We start from the raw sequence: 16620 nt of genomic DNA, 5'->3' as shown, positions 1-16620 counted from the left end.
GGGTGCGCGAGAGCCGTCGCCCGGCCGGGCGACCTCATCCGCGGCGGGTGATGCGTCTGCGGTGGCCGGAGCGCCACCATGACGTCATGACCTACACATCGGATCTCGGCCCGGTCGAATTGGTCGTTCTCTCCTTCCCCGGCGCACGGATCGACCGGTCGGTGACCTCCGCGCTCGCCGAGGTGGTGGACCGCGGCTATGTCACGGTCCTCGACCTCATCTATCTGGCCATGGACGAGAAGGGCGAACTCGGCCAGGTGGAAGTGGACGAATCGCTCACCGATATCGGGCTCGACGGGCTCACCGTGGATTCCCGGGGCCTGGTCAGCGACGAGGACCTCGACATTGTCCGGGCCGCGATGGAACCCGGAACATCCGCCGTCGTGATCGCCTACGAGGAGACCTGGGCCCGCAAGCTGGCCGGCACGGTACGCGGTGCCGGTGGCGAGGTCGCGCTGCATGTGCAGATACCCCGGGATGCCGTGGCGGCGGCATTGTCGGCGGCCACTCGATAAGGAGAATCCCATGGTGTTCCGTGCAGGACGTATCGGCCGGCCGGGGTTGCTCGGCACGGTGGCCCGCACCGCGGTGGTGGCGGGTACTGCCCGTGCCACGGCGAACGCGGTGGATCGGCACGCGCAGCGGCGGGCCGTGGAGAGCCAGGCCTACGCGGCGCAACAGGCGCCGCCGCCCCCTCCGCAGCAGTACGGTCAACCGGATCCGTACGCCCGGCCGGCTCCGTCGCCGGCGGCGGCGGAATCGGAGGATCTGGTCGACAAGCTGCACAGACTGGGTGAACTGCACGCCTCGGGTGTCCTCACCGAGGACGAATTCGCCGCGGCGAAAAGGCAATTGCTCGGCTGACGGCTGTGCCCCGGTGACGTGAGGAGGCTGCTATGGCCGGAACATTGACCGTATGGAAGTTCCCGACCGAGACCGGAGCCGATACCGCTGTCGCCACGCTGCAGGATCTGCGCCGCCGCAGACTCATCATGCTGCACGATGCCGCTGTTGTGAGCTGGCCACCGGAGGCTGCTAAGCCGAAAACACGGCAGCTGCGCAGCCTCGCCGGGCCCGGCGCACTGGGTGGCGTGTTCTGGGGGCTGCTGTTCGGGATCGCGTTCTTCGTCCCGTTGATCGGGGCCGCTATCGGCGCGGGGGTGGGCGCGGTGGCCGGTGCGCTGGCCGATGTCGGTATCGACGACAAGTTCATCAAGGAAGTGACCACCCGGATCACGCCGGGCACGTCGGCGCTGTTCGTCCTCAGCTCGGATGCCGTGATGGATCGGGTCCGGGACGAATTCCACGGGCAGAGCCCGGAACTGGTATCCACCAACCTGTCCCATGAGCAGGAGCAGAATTTGCGCCAGGCGTTCGCCGAGTGAATCCGAGAGGTCTCAGCGCTCCTGTGCCGACGTCCGGTGCGGATCCGTCAGCGTCATACTGATGCCGATGAGGAGCCCGACGGTGACGACACTGAGCGCGCCGATCAGCGGGCCGAGTACCTCCAGCGCTTCGGCGCCCTGCGGCTCCGCGGAGTGGGTCGAGGCATGGGCGTGCATCGCGGACATGCCGGTGTAGTGCATGATCGCCACGCCCGCCGCCATCACCAGGGCCGCACTCACCGTGGAGACCGCACCCCAGGAGCGCAGGCTGAACCACAGGGTGGCGGTGGCCGCGCCCATGGCGATCAGCAGGGAGAGGGCGATACGAACCGGGTCGTAGTCGATCTGCGCGTCGGTCTGCATCGCCGCCATACCCGTGTAGTGCATGGCACCGATTCCCAGGCCGGTGATCACTCCGCCGGTGAGCAGGGTGGCGAGCCCGGAACCGGGTGTGCTCACCAGGTAGAGGCCGACGCCGACGACCCCGATCGCGAGGGCCGCGCTGAGTACGGTGAGCGGGACGTCGAAGCGGATCTGGGCGCCGTCGATCGAAAAACCGAGCACCGCAACGAAATGCATGACCCAGATACCGGTACCCCCGATGGCGATCGAGGCCATGATCAGCCAGCCGAGCCGGCGACGGCCCCGGCGGGCCTGTTTGGTGCACTGAAGTCCGATGGCGCAGCCGGTGGCCGAGAGAAAATACGCCAGCGCCGGCGTGAGCCAGCCCAGCGCGAAGTGTTCCAGGTGAAGCATGTCCATCCAATTTTCCGCCGGAATTCCCGGTCCTGTTGTGTGAGATAGACAGTACGACAGGGCGATCGGAGGAGTGTGCTGATTATTTGCCGATTTGCGGTGTCATCCGTCACACCTGCTGCTTGCGCATTGTGAATACGCAATATTGCGTTCCCTGAACGAGGTTGCCGGAACGCGGGATTGCTGATCCACGGAAAGGGGTTGTGGCGAAAACTGGCTATTCGTCGGATGATTCGCGCCCCCCCGGTGGCCTATCTGTTCGGTCCGGGGGCGGCGCGGGCGCCCGGGGGTTCGACACAGGAACCTGTCAGTCGATCCGACGCCTGAGGTAGCCATTGCATAACCAGAGACTCTCGAACTGCGTCGGAGCCTCGTAACGGCCGGCCTCCTGTGGGGGCCTGTCGGTGAGTATCGGCGGATATCGCCGAATGGTTACATGTACACCGGCAGGCTTGGCTGATAGTCATTGGGTATGACTACTCCGGGTGGGTTCGAATTCGAGGACATCTACCGCACCGGCGGGCCGTTCGGGCAGGGTGCCGCACCACCCTGGAGTATCGGGGAACCACAACCCGCGCTCGCGGCGCTCATCGAACAGGGGCGGTTCCACGGCGAAATTCTCGACGCCGGATGCGGTGAGGGCGCAATCTCGCTGGACCTCGCGGCCCGCGGCTACACCACCGTGGGGCTGGACCTCGCGCCGACCGCGATAGAATTCGCCCGCGCCGAGGCTCGCCGCCGTGGACTGGGCAATGCCACGTTCGAGGTCGCGGATATCACCTCGTTCACCGGCTACGACGGGCGGTTCGGCACCGTGGCCGACAGTACGCTGTTCCATTCGATACCGGTCGAGGCGCGAGACGGCTACCTGCGTTCGATCGCCCGAGCCGCCGCGCCGGGCGCCTCCTACTTCGCCCTGGTCTTCGACCGGGCCGCCTTCTCCGAGGTCTCGGGGCCGGGACCGGCGCCGGTCTCCGCCGACGAGCTGCGAACGGCGGTCTCGAAGTACTGGGTGGTCGACGAGATCGAACCCGCGCGGATTCACGGCAAGATCCCCGCCGCCGCGCTGGAGGCCCCGGCCGGCACCCCGGGCTTCCGGCCGGAGGCCATGCGCGACGAACCGCACGGCCGCAAGTCGGTGCCCGCCTGGCTGCTCTCGGCGCATCTGGGCTGATCCGGCTCCTTCAGGGCTCGGCCAGGGGTCGGGTCGCTCGGGCGCTTCGAGGTTGCGGGCGGGCGCCCGAGCGGTGGCGGCGGGAGGGCGGCAACAGGCTCCTGTCGAACGACCGGGGCCGCCACCTTCTGTAGTGGAAGGTGCCGGTGATTCGCGCTGCCGCCTGGCGGCGGGTGCGGGTGGACTCGTGGCTCGAGGGCTACAGATTTCGGAAATATCCGTTATTTCCGTAATTATCCGAGTGTTCGGCGCGCGCAGGATAATTCGGTGTAATACACTCGTGTAATTCCATGGATCGAATTCGAATCGCGCTCGAATTTGATTTCTATTAACCTCGGTTTCGTATCACGTTTGCAAAACGGAGCGGGTACGTTTGTATTACGGCACTACCAATGTGGACGGCGCACAGGGCGTCATCGGTTGGATGATTGATTGGAGAAGGAAATGGGTTCTGTCGACCTGGGAAACCTCGGGACTCTGCTGGGTGCGTTCGGGAGCATCTTCAGCGGATTCGGCGATCTGACGAGCTTCTCCGCCGAGTGACAAGTGGCTCGTGTACGCAGGTAGACCTGCATGAACAGCCCGCCGGATCGGAAATCCGGCGGGCTGTTCTTTTATCTGCCGAAGTCGCCTGGGATATTCCCGATATCAATACCGTTGGGGGCACCGGATATTCGGCCACCGACCGTACCGGCTATCCTGGGGCAGATGTCCGAAATCGACGATTTTGCTCTGAGCGGTACGCCGCTGTGTGACGAACCCGCCGACTCGGCGAGCAGATGCGGACTCGGGTCCGGCGACCTGTGTATCCCGTATCGGCGCGTCCACGACGGCACCTGGGGTTATCTGTGGGGCGACTGCTGGCGCGGGCCGGGACAATCGGGTGATTACCTCGGTTCCCCGCTTATCCTGGTCGAGGACGATTTCGACCCGTCCGGCGCCCACCCCATCGAATTCACCCGCCCGCTGCCGGGAGACCGGCCGGCCGGACAGCTGTTCGACTACCGGCACCGCGCGGACAACGGGTTCGGTGTCACGGAGGTCTCGCGTATCCCGAACGATGCCATCGAATTCGGCGGTCGCACCTTCGTCCAGTACACCTCCGTCCACACCTGGGTCCCGCCGAACTCCGATACCGACGGCTCCGCGTTCTCGGGAATCGCCTACTCCGACGACTACGGCGTCACGTGGCGGGACTTCCCGCACCACTGGCACGGCGCCGCGCTCGGTATCAACGGGAATCCCTACGGTATGTGGACATTCGCCGGTATCGACCCGGACGGCTACCTGTACATCTTCGCCAAGCCCTGGAACGGCAGCCACCATTTCCGCCACGACCGCGGCGGTATCCAGCTCTTCCGCTACGACCCCGCCGACTTCTTCCACGGCGATTTCGCCGCCCAGCAGAACTGGGCGCATGTCGACGGAGAGTGGGGCTGGTATCCCGCTGCCCAGCACGCCCCGACCCCGATCTTCGGCCCCGGGAACAACCTGGGCGAGTTCTCTGTCAAACGTATCGGTCCGGTCTATGTGATGTCGTACTTCGACTGCACCGACCTGAGTGTGCGTACCCGTACCGCGCCGCGCCCGGATGCGCCGTGGTCCGCTGCGAAAACACAGGTCGTGCACGACGCCACGGCCTCGCCGGCGCACGCGGGCCGTCCGCAACTGCCGAACCTCTACGGTGGTTATCTGCACCCGGGGTCGTCCTCGCCCGACAACCTGACCGCGGTGATCAGCCGGTGGACCGGTATCGCCGGCTCCGGCCCGTACACCGCCACGCAGTGGACGGGCCTATCGGCCTGAACGGCGGATTCAGCGAGCGGCTGCGAGCAGATCGGCCGCCTTCTCGCCGATCACCACCGCGGGCGCGTGGGTATGGCCCCGGATGATCGCCGGCATCACCGAGGCGTCGGCCACCCGCAATCCCTCGACGCCGCGCACCTTCAGCTCCGGTGTCACCACACTTCCGGAATCGCTGCCCATCCGGCACGTACCCACCGGGTGATACAGGGTGTGGGAATACCAGGTGAGTGCCTCTTCGAGGGTTTCTTCGAGGGTTTCGCGCTCCCGTTTGGGCTGCAGGAACGCGCCGAGCGAGGGCCCCAGCGGTGAGGTGCGGGCGATCCGGTGCGCGATCCGCAGCCCCTCGAGCATCGCGGCACGATCGGCGCCCTCGCTGTCGGACAGGTACTTCGGGTCCACGAGGACCTTGGCGGCGGGGTCGGCCCCCGTGAGGGTGACCGTTCCGCGGCTGCGCGGGCGCAGCAGGATCGGCCCGAGTGCGACGGCATGGCCCGGGGCCACCCCGATCCCTTCGTCGAAGAACGGTGCGGGGCCGAAAATGAGTTCGAGATCGGGCAATTCGAGATCGGACCGGCTGCGCACGAAACCGTACGCCTCACCGACATTCGAGGTGAGAAATCCGCGGCGCCGCAGCAGATAATCGAGCAGCTGGCGCGGTTTCTCCGCATCGAAGAGGGTCCCGGAATCGACACCGAAACCGATGAGTGAAACCAGGTGATCGCTCATATTGCGGCCGACATCCGGAATATGGTGCAACACCGGAATATTGTGCTTCCGCAACTGCTGTTCGTCACCGATACCGGAGAGCATCAGCAATTGCGGGGTATTGATTGCGCCGCCGCAGAGGACGACCTCTTTCCGGGCCCGGACAGTGAAAACTCGATTATCTTTGCGATATTCGACACCGACGGCGCGGGCCCCCTCGAAGAGGACCCGGTTCGCCTGCGCCTCGGTGACGACGGTCAGATTGTGCCGGCGCCGCGCCGGTTTCAGATACGCGTCGGCGGTGCTCCACCGCGCCCCGCGTTTCTGATTGACCATTGTCTGGGAGAAGCCTTCCGGCTGGGCCGTATTGGCCCGCTCGTTCTTGAATCCGGCGAGCTCGGCAGCCGCCAGGAACTTCCCGGTCCACGGGTTCGCGGTGCGCTGGTGCGAGACCCGCAGCGGCCCGGACCGGCCCTCGTCGGGTTCGGACGCACCCTCGACGGCTTCGATCTTCTTGAAATACTCGACGATATGGGCGAACGACCAGGTATCGTCGGCCGCGGCCGCCCACTCGTCGTAGTCGGCGGCGAAACCGCGCACCCACATCATGGCGTTCATCGACGACGAGCCGCCGAGCAGCTTCCCGCGCGGATACAGGATCTGGCGGTTGCCCAGTTCGGACTGCGGGGTGGTCAGATATCCCCAATCGCATTCGCCCCCGAAGAGCTTGGAGAACGCGGCCGGGATATGTGCGAACCGGTTGCTGTCCTCCGGGCCCGCCTCGAGCGCGACGACCTCGTTACCCGGATCTTCGCTCAGCCGGGCGGCCAGGACCGCGCCGGCCGAACCGGTGCCGACAACGACGTAATCGGCGGTGGACGGCAGAGCCGTATCTGCTTTCATCGGTGTGCTCCAGTCGTGGGTCAGCCGCGCAGGGCGGATGCGAAAATGGCGGGCAGCCGCGACCAGCGCGGTTCGGCGGCGAAGGCGGTGAGCAGGCGGCCGGTCTGCGCGGCGGTCCGGTTGGTGACGAACCACGGCGGTTTCGGGGTCAGCGCAAATTCCCGGTTCAGCAGTGAACGCGGCGCGGGCCGGAACGGCCCCCGGACGACGGTGCGTTCGATCCGATCGATCAGCCAGGCGTTGTGTACGACGCCGATACCGCTCTGGACATCGTCGAGGGTATGGCCGGGGTAGGCGCCCCAACTCGCGGTCGGGGTCAGGTAGCCGACCGCGGTCCACGCGTTGACCGCGACGGTGCCGTAACGCAGCCGTTCGATCAGGTCCTCGAACTCGGCGCCGAGGTCGGCGATGGTGTCCGGATGCGCGACGATATTGACCCCGAGAGTGCCGGTGAGCCGTTCGTTCGCGGTATCCACCGCCGCACCGGCGAAGGCGGCACCGGTTCCCGGCAGTTCCACGACGCCGAGAACCGGTGCGAAATACTCGGTCGAGTACAGCGCCTCCGCGGCGGCGGGATCGAGTCCGGTCACCAGCGCGCGCTCGCCCTGGGTGCCCAGCCGCCGGGCGTCGGGATAAGTAGCGCGCGCCCCGGCCACCCGGTCGTCGCTGCCGGGGTAGTAGGCGCGGCGGGCCGGCGCCCGGTCCAGGGCAGCGGCCAGCGCCTTCAGGAATTCATCCTTCTGCGGCCACTCGGCGGAGACGATCACCGCCTGCGCTGCCACACAGTTGTAGCCGCCGTTGTGCAGCCGCTGGGTCGCGATATGTTCGGCCTGGAACTGCAGATCGGCCGCACTCCACCGGCCGGGCAGCACGATCGTCGGGGAGACGCCGCCCAGTTCACTGCTGATCGGCTTGTCCAGCAGCGGTGTTCCGGCGGCCTTCCGGGCGGCGGCGTCCGGGCCGGTACCCCAGACGATCGCGTCGTGGGTCGCGGCGCTGCCGGTCATATGGACGTGGGCGACCTTCTCATGGGCGATCAGGCGTCCGCCGATATCGGCGCCACCGGTGAGGATGCGCACCACCCCGAGGTCGATCAGCGGCGCGAAGATCTTCTCGAAAACCGGCAGCAGCGGATCGGTGATCGGATTCAGTTTCAGCGCGACCACCCGATTGTGCGCGATGAGCTCGTACACCGTGTCCAGCGGTGCGATCGAGCTGATATTGCCCGCGCCGAGCACGGCGCCGATACCGTGCGTACGGGTCGGGTCCAACTGAGCGAGACCCGCATTGGCCCGCGCCGCGGCCGAGCTCACGCCGCGCTGCAGCCAGATCTCGGCGCTGAAGCCGCTGAGCAGCAGTTCGTCGTAGAGGCCCGTGGGCAGTACCTGGACGGTCACCTGATTACCGGCGGCACCGAACGTCGCCTTCGCGAGCGGGCTCACGCCCTGCTCCAGCGATTCCAGAGTGTGCGAGACGGCGGCGAGAGCGGTCGCGAACGCATAGGGTCCGGACATCCATTCCTCGCCCACCAGCGGTGACGAGGTATCCAGTCCCTTGATCCGTGCGGCGGCATCGACCCATTCCTGGGCATGCTGCCCGGTCAGCGCGCGGATCCGGTCGAGCAGGGCGCGTCTGCCGGCGAGCGGTAGCCGGGACCATTTCTGCTCGCCCCGGGCAAGGTCGGAGACGGCGTCGTCGATCACGGTATCGGCCGCGGCGGCCTGTTCTTTCTGCACGGTGCACTCCGTTGATGAGAATCGCGCGGTTATCCGGACACTGATGAGTGTGACTGTGCTCACGACCGAAGGGTATGTGTCGCTGTTGCGGACCTGACCCTTCGGATTTGTGCCTGCGCACAATTACGGCGTGGTGTGGGTCACTCTCTTATGCGTACACTGCCAGATATGACGATGCCTGCACCCGTGACACCCGCACCCGAAGCGTCGGCCTTGGCCGCCCGGCTGTCGGATGCGGTCGAGGTGCTGACCGGTATTCTCGTGGGCCGCATTGCCGCGGCAGACCCTTCCTACAGCGAATCCGGGCTGCTGACCGAGGACCAGTTGGCGCACACCTGCCGGGAAAACCTGGGATCGGTGATCGGCGCCCTGGCCGGTACGCACCCGTTCCGATTGCAACCGGCCCGTGCGGCCGGGCGCCTGAAGGCCGAACAGGGCATTCCGATCGCCGCCCTGCTACATGCCTACCGGCTCGGCGGCCGGCTCATCTGGGAAGAACTGACCGCGCGCTCGGACGGGCCCGGCGATCCGCGGCTGCACGATCTCGCCACGCATCTGTGGGAACTCATCGATCTGTACTCCGACGCGGCCGTCGAGGCCTACCGCGATACCGAGGTCCTGCTCGCACATTCCGACGCCCAGATCCAGAGCCGGCTCATCCGGACCCTGTTCGACGACCATTCCGGAAACCCGGCCCGGGTGCTCGACGTCCTGCGGACACTGGGGTTCCCGGAACGGGGTGCGTTCGCCGTCGTCGCCATCGATACCGAACCCACCGCACCCTTACCGGCGAAGCTCGCCGCGGCGCTGGACGGCCTCGGTATCAGGTCGGTCTGGGATGCGCAGATCGACGCGTATATCGGATTGCTGTCCGCGGCCGCACCGGCCGCGATCGATCGCGCGGCCACGACGATCTCCTCGATCGTGGCCGACCGAGTCGGTATCAGCAGCGTGTTCTGGGCATCTCAGGCCATTCCCGCGGGGCTCACCGAGGCACGGCTGGCCGCACGGTCGGTCCGCGCCGGCGCGACCGGTGCGGTGCGCTTCGGTGACGAACCCGTCGGCCACCTGCTCATCGCCGTGCCCGCGGCGGGGCGGCGGGCAGCCGCGCAGATCCTGGGCCCCGTCCTGGAGCTGCCCGCTCCCGAACGTGACGATCTGATCGCGGCCCTCGATGCCTGGTATCGCTGCGGCGGTTCGGCCGCGGCGGTGGCGGAAACCATGCACTGCCACCGCAATACGGTGCGTTACCGGCTGCGGAAGATCCGCGATCTCACCGGTCGGGACACCACCGATCCGCGCCAGTCTGCCGAGCTGTATCTGGCGCTGGAGGCCTGGTCGCTGCTGGGGACCGACCGGGAAGCCTGAACCGCGGGCGGGCCGGTCAGCCCGCGTTCGTGCTGCCGGTGATCAGCAGGGGTAATGCGCCGGTATCGAGGATATGGTCGCAGTGCCGGGACAGGGTGGTCAGGAACAGCTCGTCGCCGCGGTCGGTACGTTCCACCACGACCGAGGCGGCGATCGACATGATCACGCCCATGAAACTCTGCCGGCGCACCGCTTCCCGGATCTGCTTCGGGGTCCGTGCCGGTTCCGGGCCCAGCGCCGCGTGATAGGCCCGCAGAAGTTCGTCGTAGTGGGTCCGGCGGAGCTCGGGGGGCAGGGCGCCGCCGAGGAAATAGGCCAGGTCGGTGAGCGCGGGTCCGACCATCACCCCCTGCCAATCCACGACCGTCAGCGACCGTGCCGACCCCGGCGCCCCGAACAACATATTGTCCAGGCGATAGTCACCGTGCACGAGGCCGCGCTGCTCTGCATTCATCAGCTCGAGGTAGTGGTCGAACGCGGTGACCAGTGAATCGCATACCGAACGCTGTGGGCCCGAGAGGTATTCGCGGTACCGAGCGAGGAACAGCGTGTACAGCTGCGCCAGCAGTTCGGCGTTCAACAGGGAACCGCGTTCGAGCCAGCCGGCTTCGGTCAGCGACGGCCGCGCCGCGGCGAGAGTATGCAGCCGGCCGAGCTCGGTCACCGCGCGCAGCGCCTGCTCCACAGTGGCGCCACGGATCTCGTCACCGGCCACGGCGGGCGCCGCATCCTCGAGTACGAGATCGAAGGCACCGGAACCGGCGTCGATGGCGGCGTGATAGCAACCGGGAACCGGACCGGAGCCGAGGTGCGGCACCAGCTCGCGGTAGAAGCGCACCTCGCTGTCGTACAACCCCATCGCCGCCCCGGTCTGCCGGCTGGTCGGATCTGCCGAGGCGACTTTCAGGATCACCGATGCGGGCCCGGCCGAGCCGGGTGCGTAGTGGACGGCGATTCGATAGCAATCGCTGACCTGACCGGTGCCGATACGTTCGTACGAAAAGCCGAGAACGGCGGCGCCCAGCACGGTCGTCAGCCAGGCATTCGTGAGATCGGCCGGCTGCGAGACGACCGCGAGGTCCGGAGGATCCGCCATGGCCGAACGCTACCGCGCGACCGGCCGCCGCACTCGCCGTTCGAAGATATTACTGTTGGTGTTACTGCACAGTCGGAATCAGGTCCACAGCGCCGCGATCAGCACATTGACGATCGCGAGCCCGCCGGCCGCATCCGGCATCCAGGCCGCGTCCTTGCCCTTTTTCAGATCGGCCCGTGCCATTTCCGCGAACGCGGCCACCAGTACCGAGATCACCAGTTTGATCCCGATCTTCATCATGTCCAGGTCCTTGTCCAGCGAGGACACCGATTCGGCGAGCCCGACCAGGACTATCCCGGTGATGAGCTGGGCTCGTGCGCCCCAGACCATCACCTCGTTGACCGCGGGCCGCCCGGAGGCGTATCCGCCGACCACGGCCGCCATCCCGAGTAGATGGGTGACGACCACAACGTTGTAGACGATTTCCATACGACGGAACGCTACTCGATCCCGGGGCCGGCTACTACATAGAGTCGTAAATAGGTATCGACTCCCGCCGGCCGCGGACCGTATGCGCCTGCCTTCCTGTCACCTTGTCCCGCAAGACGGGCAGATACCGCCTCCGCGGCCGGATCACCCGACGAACTCCGCGGCGCGACCGGCCATGTCCAGCAGCGGTTGTGGCGCAATACCCAGCGCCAGTGTGACCGCCGCGGCGACCACGATCGACGCCATGGTGGCCGGTGGCCGGACCACGACCGGCGCATCCGCAGGCGGGTCGGTGAAGAACATCAGCACGATCACCCGGATATAGAAGAACGCGGCCACCGCGCTGGCCAGCACACCCACGATCACGAGCAACCCGGCGTCACCCGCGGCCGCTGCCTGGAATACCGCGAACTTGGCGACGAAACCGGCAGTGACCGGAATCCCGGCGAACGACAGCAGGAGAAGGGCGAATACCGTCGCGAGCCAGGGCGCGCGGCGGCCGAGACCGGCCCAGCGCGCCAGTGCGGTGGCTTCGGTACCGTCGGGTTCTCGCACCAGACTCACGACAGCGAATGCGCCCAACGTGCCCAATCCGTAGACGAACAGATAGAACAGCGTCGAGGAGATACCGCGGTCGTTCGCGGCGACCAGCGCGGTCAGCAGGAAACCGGTATGCGCGATCGAGGAATACGCGAGCATACGTTTCATATCCGTCTGGGTGATGGCCACTACGGCACCGACCACCATGGTGGCCACGGCGACGGCGGCCAGTACCGGACGCCAATCGTCGGCGATCTCGGCGACCCCCACCTGCAGCACCCGCAGCAGCGCGCCGATCGCCGCGATCTTCGTGGCCGCTGCCATGAACGCGGTGATCGGCGTGGGCGCGCCCTGGTACACATCGGGCACCCACGCCTGGAACGGGACCGCGCCGATCTTGAACAGCAGACCCACCGCCAGCATCGCGATACCGAGCAGCGCCAGTGTGGGCGAACCGGATTCGGCCGCGAGCGCCTCGGCGATACCGGTCAGCCGGACGGTCCCGGCCTGGCCGTAGAGCAACGCCACCCCGTACAGGAAGAACGCCGACGAGAATGCCCCGAGCAGGAAGTATTTCAGCGCTGCCTCCTGCGAGAGCAACCGGCGCCGGCGTGCCAGCCCGCACAGCAGGTACAGCGGCAACGAGAGCACCTCGAGCGCAACGAACATCGTGAGCAGATCGTTCGCGGCCGGGAACAGCAGCAACCCGCCCAGGGCCAAGAGCAGCAGCGGAAACACCTCGGTGGGTGTGACCCCCGCTGTCGCCGCGGACCGTTCGGTGCCGCTACCGGGCACCGCGGATGCCTGCGGGGTGAACGCGTCCATTCCGTAGTCGGGGACGGCGGCGGCACGACTCCAGGTACCGGGGCCGGACCGCGGCCGGGGCAGCGGTCCACGTTCGGCGACGAAGAGCACCGCCAGAATGCCGACGACCAGCAGTGTGCCCTGCAGGAACAGTGTTACCCCGTCGACGGCGACCGCATCGGCGACGGCGGTCATCCTGGTTCCGGACAGCAGCACCACCGCGATCAACGCGGCGACCAGCGCGGTGAGGGTAAGCGCCAGCTGGGTGGGATACCGGCGTGAGCGCGGAAGGAACGCGTCCACGAGAACGCCCAGCACGGCAGCTCCGAAAACGATCAGAATCGGGGCCAGTGCGTGGTATTCGATACTCGGCGCGGGAATCGAGGCGGCCAGGATCTCACTGCCGCGTGGATCAGCGCTCATGGGGCACACCTCCGGTATTCGCCGCCTCCGGTTGGACCGGGACCGGCGGTGGGGGATCGACACTGCCGATGGTGGTGAGGGTCTGATGCACCGCCGGATCGATGAAATCGAGTACCGGCTTCGGATACACCCCGAGGAAGATCAGGGCACCGACCAGCGGCACCACCACGACCAGTTCCCGGGGCACCAGATCGCGGATCCCCTCGTTGCCCTTCGCCACCGGCCCGGTCATCATCCGCTGGTAGAGCCACAGCACATAGATCGCGGCCAGCACCAGGGCCCCGGTGGCGAGGATCGCGGCCACCTGGTAGCGGCTGAATGTGCCGATGAGCACCAGGAATTCACTGACGAACGGTGCGAGACCGGGGAGCGACAGCGTGGCCAGGCCGGCGATGAAGAACGTTCCGGCCAGCACCGGCGCCACCTTCTGCACACCGCCGTAGTCGGCGATGAGCCGGCTGCCCCGGCGGGACACCAGGAATCCGGCCACCAGGAACAACGCCGCCGTGGAGATACCGTGGTTCACCATGTACAGGGTGGCGCCGGTCTGGCTCTGGCTGGTCATCGCGAAGATACCGAGCACGATGAAACCGAAATGGGAGATCGATGTGTAGGCGATCAGCCGCATCACATCGGTCTGCCCGATGGCCAGTAGCGCACCGTAGAGGATGCCGATCACGGCGAGGGCGATCACCAAGGGCGCGTAGGTATCCGAGGCGGCCGGGAACAACAGCAGGCAGTAGCGCAGCATGCCGAAGGTGCCGACCTTGTCCACCACCGCCATCATCAGCACCGCGCTGGCCGGTGTCGCGGAGACCGCGGCATCCGGCAGCCAGGTGTGCAGCGGCCACAGCGGCGCCTTCACCGCAAACGCGAACATGAAACCCAGGAACAGGGCATTGAGCACGGCCGGCCCGGCGCCGAGCTCGCCGGCGTTCGCGGCCGCCACCACCGTGCGCAGATCGAACGTGCCCGCTCCCTCGGCGCCGAGACCCTGCTGGACGGTGAGAACGTAGAGACCGATCACCGCCGCCAACATGATCAACCCGCCGAGCAGGTTGTACAGCAGGAACTTCACCGCGGCCCGTGAACGCTGCTGCCGGGCGGGCGCGCTGTCGGTACGGGGCCCGAACCCGCCGATGAGGAAATACATCGGAATGAGCATGGCCTCGAAGAACACATAGAACAGCAGGATGTCGAGGGCGAGGAAGGAGACCAGCACCATGCCTTCGACCAACAGCGTGAGGGCGATATAGATATGCGCCGCGCGTTTTCCGGAGCCCACTTCGCGGTCGTCGTGCCAACCCGCGATGATCAGCAGCGGTACCAGGCCGGCAGTGAGCAGCGTGAGCACCAGCGCGATTCCGTCGACGCCGAGGGTATAGCCCGCGCCGAACGCCGGTATCCAGGTATGGGATTCGACGAACTGGAATTGTTCCCCGCCCGGCTGGAAGGCCATGGCGACGCCGAGCGCCACGGCCAGGGTCGCCACTGCGAACACCAGTCCGGTCCAGCGGGCCGGGTTCGCTCGGCCGGCGGGCAGCAGGAGCACAACTGCCGCGCCCACTACGGGGAGCAGCCAGAGCACGGTCAACCAGGGCACGGCGCTCACCAGATCCTTACGGCCAGCAGGGCGGCGGCCACCAGGGCCGCGCCGGTGAACATGGACAGGGCATACGAACGGACGAACCCGGTCTGGATCCGTCGGGCCCGTGCGGACAGTCCGCCGATGAGGGCGGCGCAGCCGTTGACGAGTCCGTCGATACCTCGGTTGTCGAGATAGACCAGTGCCCGCGTGAGATGCCGCCCGGGCCGCATGAACGCCGCCTCGTTGACCGCGTCCCCGTAGAGGTCCCGACGGGCGGCCACGGTCAGTGCGGAAACCGCGTCCGGTGCGGTGGCGGGTACCTTCGCGCGACCGTACTGCCGGTAGGCGAGCCCGATTCCGACCGCGACCACCCCGAGCGCGAGCGCGGTGATCACGGGCACCGGCAGCGCGGGTTCGCCGTGATGTTCGCCGACGACCGGGGCCAGCCAGTTCTGCAGTGACGAACCCCAGACGAAGACCGCACCGGCACCGACGGAACCGAGCGCCAGCAGAATCATCGGGCCGGCCATTACCCCGGGGGATTCGTGCGGGTGGGTATCGGGTTTCCAACGGCGCTCACCGAAGAAGGTGAGCAGCATGACCCGGGTCATGTAGAAGGCGGTGAGCCCGGCGCCGATCAGGGTGACGGTGCCCAGAATCGGTCCCGCGACCCCCTCGGCGGCGAACGCTGCCTCGATGATGCGGTCCTTGGAGAAGAACCCGGCGAACGGCGGTACGCCGATGATCGCGAGATACCCCAGTCCGAAGGTGATATAGGTGATCGGCAGCAGTGTGCGCAGACCTCCGTAGCGGCGCATATCGGTTTCGTCGTCCATGGCGTGCATGACCGACCCGGCGCCCAGGAACAGGCCGGCCTTGAAGAAGCCGTGGGTCAGCAGATGCATGATGGCCACCGCGTAACCGGCGGGGCCGAGGCCGACGGCCAGCACCATATAGCCGATCTGGCTCATGGTCGATGCGGCGAGCGCCTTCTTGATGTCGTCCTTGGCGCAGCCGATGATCGCGCCGAACAGCAGGGTCACCGCACCCACCAGCACCACCGCGACCTGCGCGGTGGGCGCGAGGTTGTAGATCGGATTGGAGCGGGCGATCAGGTACACGCCGGCGGTGACCATGGTGGCGGCGTGGATGAGCGCCGACACCGGGGTAGGGCCCTCCATCGCGTCACCGAGCCAGGACTGCAGCGGTACCTGGGCGGATTTACCACAGGCCGCCAGTAGCAGGAGCAGCCCGATCGCGGTGAGGGTGGTATCGCTCGCGGCGGAAGCGGATCCGAAGACCGCGTCGAAATCCACCGAGCCGAAGGTGGCGAACATGACCATCATGGCCAGCGCCAGCCCCATATCACCGACCCGGTTCACCACGAACGCCTTCTTGGCCGCCGTCGCCGCGGTCGGCTTGTGATACCAGAAGCCGATCAGCAGGTAGGAGGCGAGACCGACACCCTCCCAGCCCAGATACAGCACGAGGTAGTTGTTCGCCAGCACCAGCAGCAGCATGGCCGCGAGGAACAGGTTGAGATAGGCGAAGAAGCGCCGGCGGCCGGGGTCGTCGCTCATATAGCCGACGGAGTAGATATGGATCAGCGAGCCGACGCCGGTGATGAGCAGGGCGAAACAAATCGACAACTGGTCCAGTGCCAGCCCGAAATCGACCTGGAGCCTGGCCACCGGAACCCAGCTGAACAGATCCGCCGCCACCGCGCGGTCGGGATCGGCGCGGCCCAGCATCCCCACGAACGCCACGATCGCGACGGCGAAGGAGGCGAGCGCGGCGAAGGTCGCGAGCAGATGGCCCCAGGCATCGGCGCGACGGCCGGTGAGCAGCAGTACGGCGGCGCCGGCGAGGGGCAGGGCGGGCAGCAGCCACAGCGTTGCTGTATCCAT

At 67.0% G+C, this 16620-nt stretch carries 14 protein-coding genes; 6 read left to right on the top strand and 8 right to left on the bottom strand.

From position 1 onward, the window contains the following. Positions 1–86 precede the first annotated feature (86 nt). The 3 genes from ON22_RS13670 to ON22_RS13660 are packed head-to-tail and all read left to right on the top strand — an operon-like array spanning position 87 to position 1385. Complete coding sequence (locus ON22_RS13670) at positions 87–515, top strand: DUF6325 family protein (protein ID WP_033241812.1); 429 nt, start codon at positions 87–89, stop codon at positions 513–515. 10 nt (positions 516–525) lie between these two features. Next, positions 526–864: an SHOCT domain-containing protein gene (locus ON22_RS13665; RefSeq protein ID WP_033241813.1), complete on the top strand. Its 339-nt coding sequence runs from the start codon at positions 526–528 to the stop codon at positions 862–864. Positions 865–896: 32 nt separating this feature from the next. Beyond that, positions 897–1385, top strand: a complete 489-nt coding sequence (locus ON22_RS13660) for a DUF1269 domain-containing protein (protein WP_033241814.1) — start codon at positions 897–899, stop codon at positions 1383–1385. 12 nt (positions 1386–1397) lie between these two features. Here ON22_RS13660 and ON22_RS13655 read toward each other — a convergent pair whose 3' ends face one another. Further along, positions 1398–2147, bottom strand: coding sequence for an MHYT domain-containing protein (locus tag ON22_RS13655; protein ID WP_231507994.1), 750 nt, complete (start codon positions 2145–2147; stop codon positions 1398–1400). A 466-nt stretch (positions 2148–2613) separates the two neighbouring features. Between ON22_RS13655 and ON22_RS13650 the strand changes: the two genes are divergently transcribed. Together ON22_RS13650 and ON22_RS13645 are read left to right on the top strand one after the other, a co-directional pair. Continuing rightward, a complete protein-coding gene (locus ON22_RS13650; protein WP_033241815.1) occupies positions 2614–3315 on the top strand; it encodes a class I SAM-dependent methyltransferase in 702 nt (233 codons plus the stop codon). 708 nt (positions 3316–4023) lie between these two features. Continuing rightward, positions 4024–5121, top strand: coding sequence for a DUF4185 domain-containing protein (locus ON22_RS13645; protein ID WP_033241816.1), 1098 nt, complete (start codon positions 4024–4026; stop codon positions 5119–5121). A gap of 9 nt (positions 5122–5130) precedes the next feature. Here the strand turns inward: ON22_RS13645 and ON22_RS13640 are convergent, their stop codons facing one another. Both ON22_RS13640 and ON22_RS13635 read right to left on the bottom strand, forming a co-directional pair. Continuing rightward, positions 5131–6729: a GMC family oxidoreductase gene (locus ON22_RS13640; protein WP_033241817.1), complete on the bottom strand. Its 1599-nt coding sequence runs from the start codon at positions 6727–6729 to the stop codon at positions 5131–5133. Positions 6730–6749: 20 nt separating this feature from the next. After that, the gene (locus ON22_RS13635) at positions 6750–8465 is read right to left on the bottom strand and encodes an aldehyde dehydrogenase family protein (protein ID WP_051157598.1); all 1716 of its coding nucleotides are present in this window, start codon (positions 8463–8465) and stop codon (positions 6750–6752) included. A 168-nt stretch (positions 8466–8633) separates the two neighbouring features. Between ON22_RS13635 and ON22_RS13630 the strand changes: the two genes are divergently transcribed. After that, positions 8634–9833, top strand: coding sequence for a PucR family transcriptional regulator (locus ON22_RS13630; RefSeq protein ID WP_033242392.1), 1200 nt, complete (start codon positions 8634–8636; stop codon positions 9831–9833). Positions 9834–9849: 16 nt separating this feature from the next. Here the strand turns inward: ON22_RS13630 and ON22_RS13625 are convergent, their stop codons facing one another. From ON22_RS13625 to nuoL, 5 genes are all read right to left on the bottom strand, one after another. Then, entirely contained in the window at positions 9850–10929 is a 1080-nt protein-coding gene (locus tag ON22_RS13625; RefSeq protein WP_033241818.1) for a phosphotransferase, read from the bottom strand. A 78-nt stretch (positions 10930–11007) separates the two neighbouring features. After that, positions 11008–11358 (bottom strand): hypothetical protein, encoded by a 351-nt coding sequence (locus tag ON22_RS13620; RefSeq protein WP_033241819.1) that lies wholly within the window; start codon positions 11356–11358, stop codon positions 11008–11010. Between the two features lie 144 nt (positions 11359–11502). Further along, complete coding sequence (gene nuoN / locus ON22_RS13615) at positions 11503–13125, bottom strand: NADH-quinone oxidoreductase subunit NuoN (RefSeq protein WP_033241820.1); 1623 nt, start codon at positions 13123–13125, stop codon at positions 11503–11505. Further along, on the bottom strand, positions 13115–14737 hold the full coding sequence (locus ON22_RS13610) for an NADH-quinone oxidoreductase subunit M (RefSeq protein WP_033241821.1): 1623 nt from the start codon (positions 14735–14737) through the stop codon (positions 13115–13117). The genes nuoN and ON22_RS13610 overlap by 11 nt, the downstream gene beginning before the upstream one ends. Beyond that, positions 14734–16620 (bottom strand): NADH-quinone oxidoreductase subunit L, encoded by a 1887-nt coding sequence (nuoL, locus tag ON22_RS13605; RefSeq protein WP_033241822.1) that lies wholly within the window; start codon positions 16618–16620, stop codon positions 14734–14736. The genes ON22_RS13610 and nuoL overlap by 4 nt, the downstream gene beginning before the upstream one ends.

It is taken from the genome of Nocardia carnea NBRC 14403, assembly GCF_000308515.1.
Lineage (GTDB): Bacteria > Actinomycetota > Actinomycetes > Mycobacteriales > Mycobacteriaceae > Nocardia > Nocardia carnea.
Note: the sequence above shows the minus strand (reverse complement) of the source record. Positions and strands in the feature narration are given on the sequence as shown.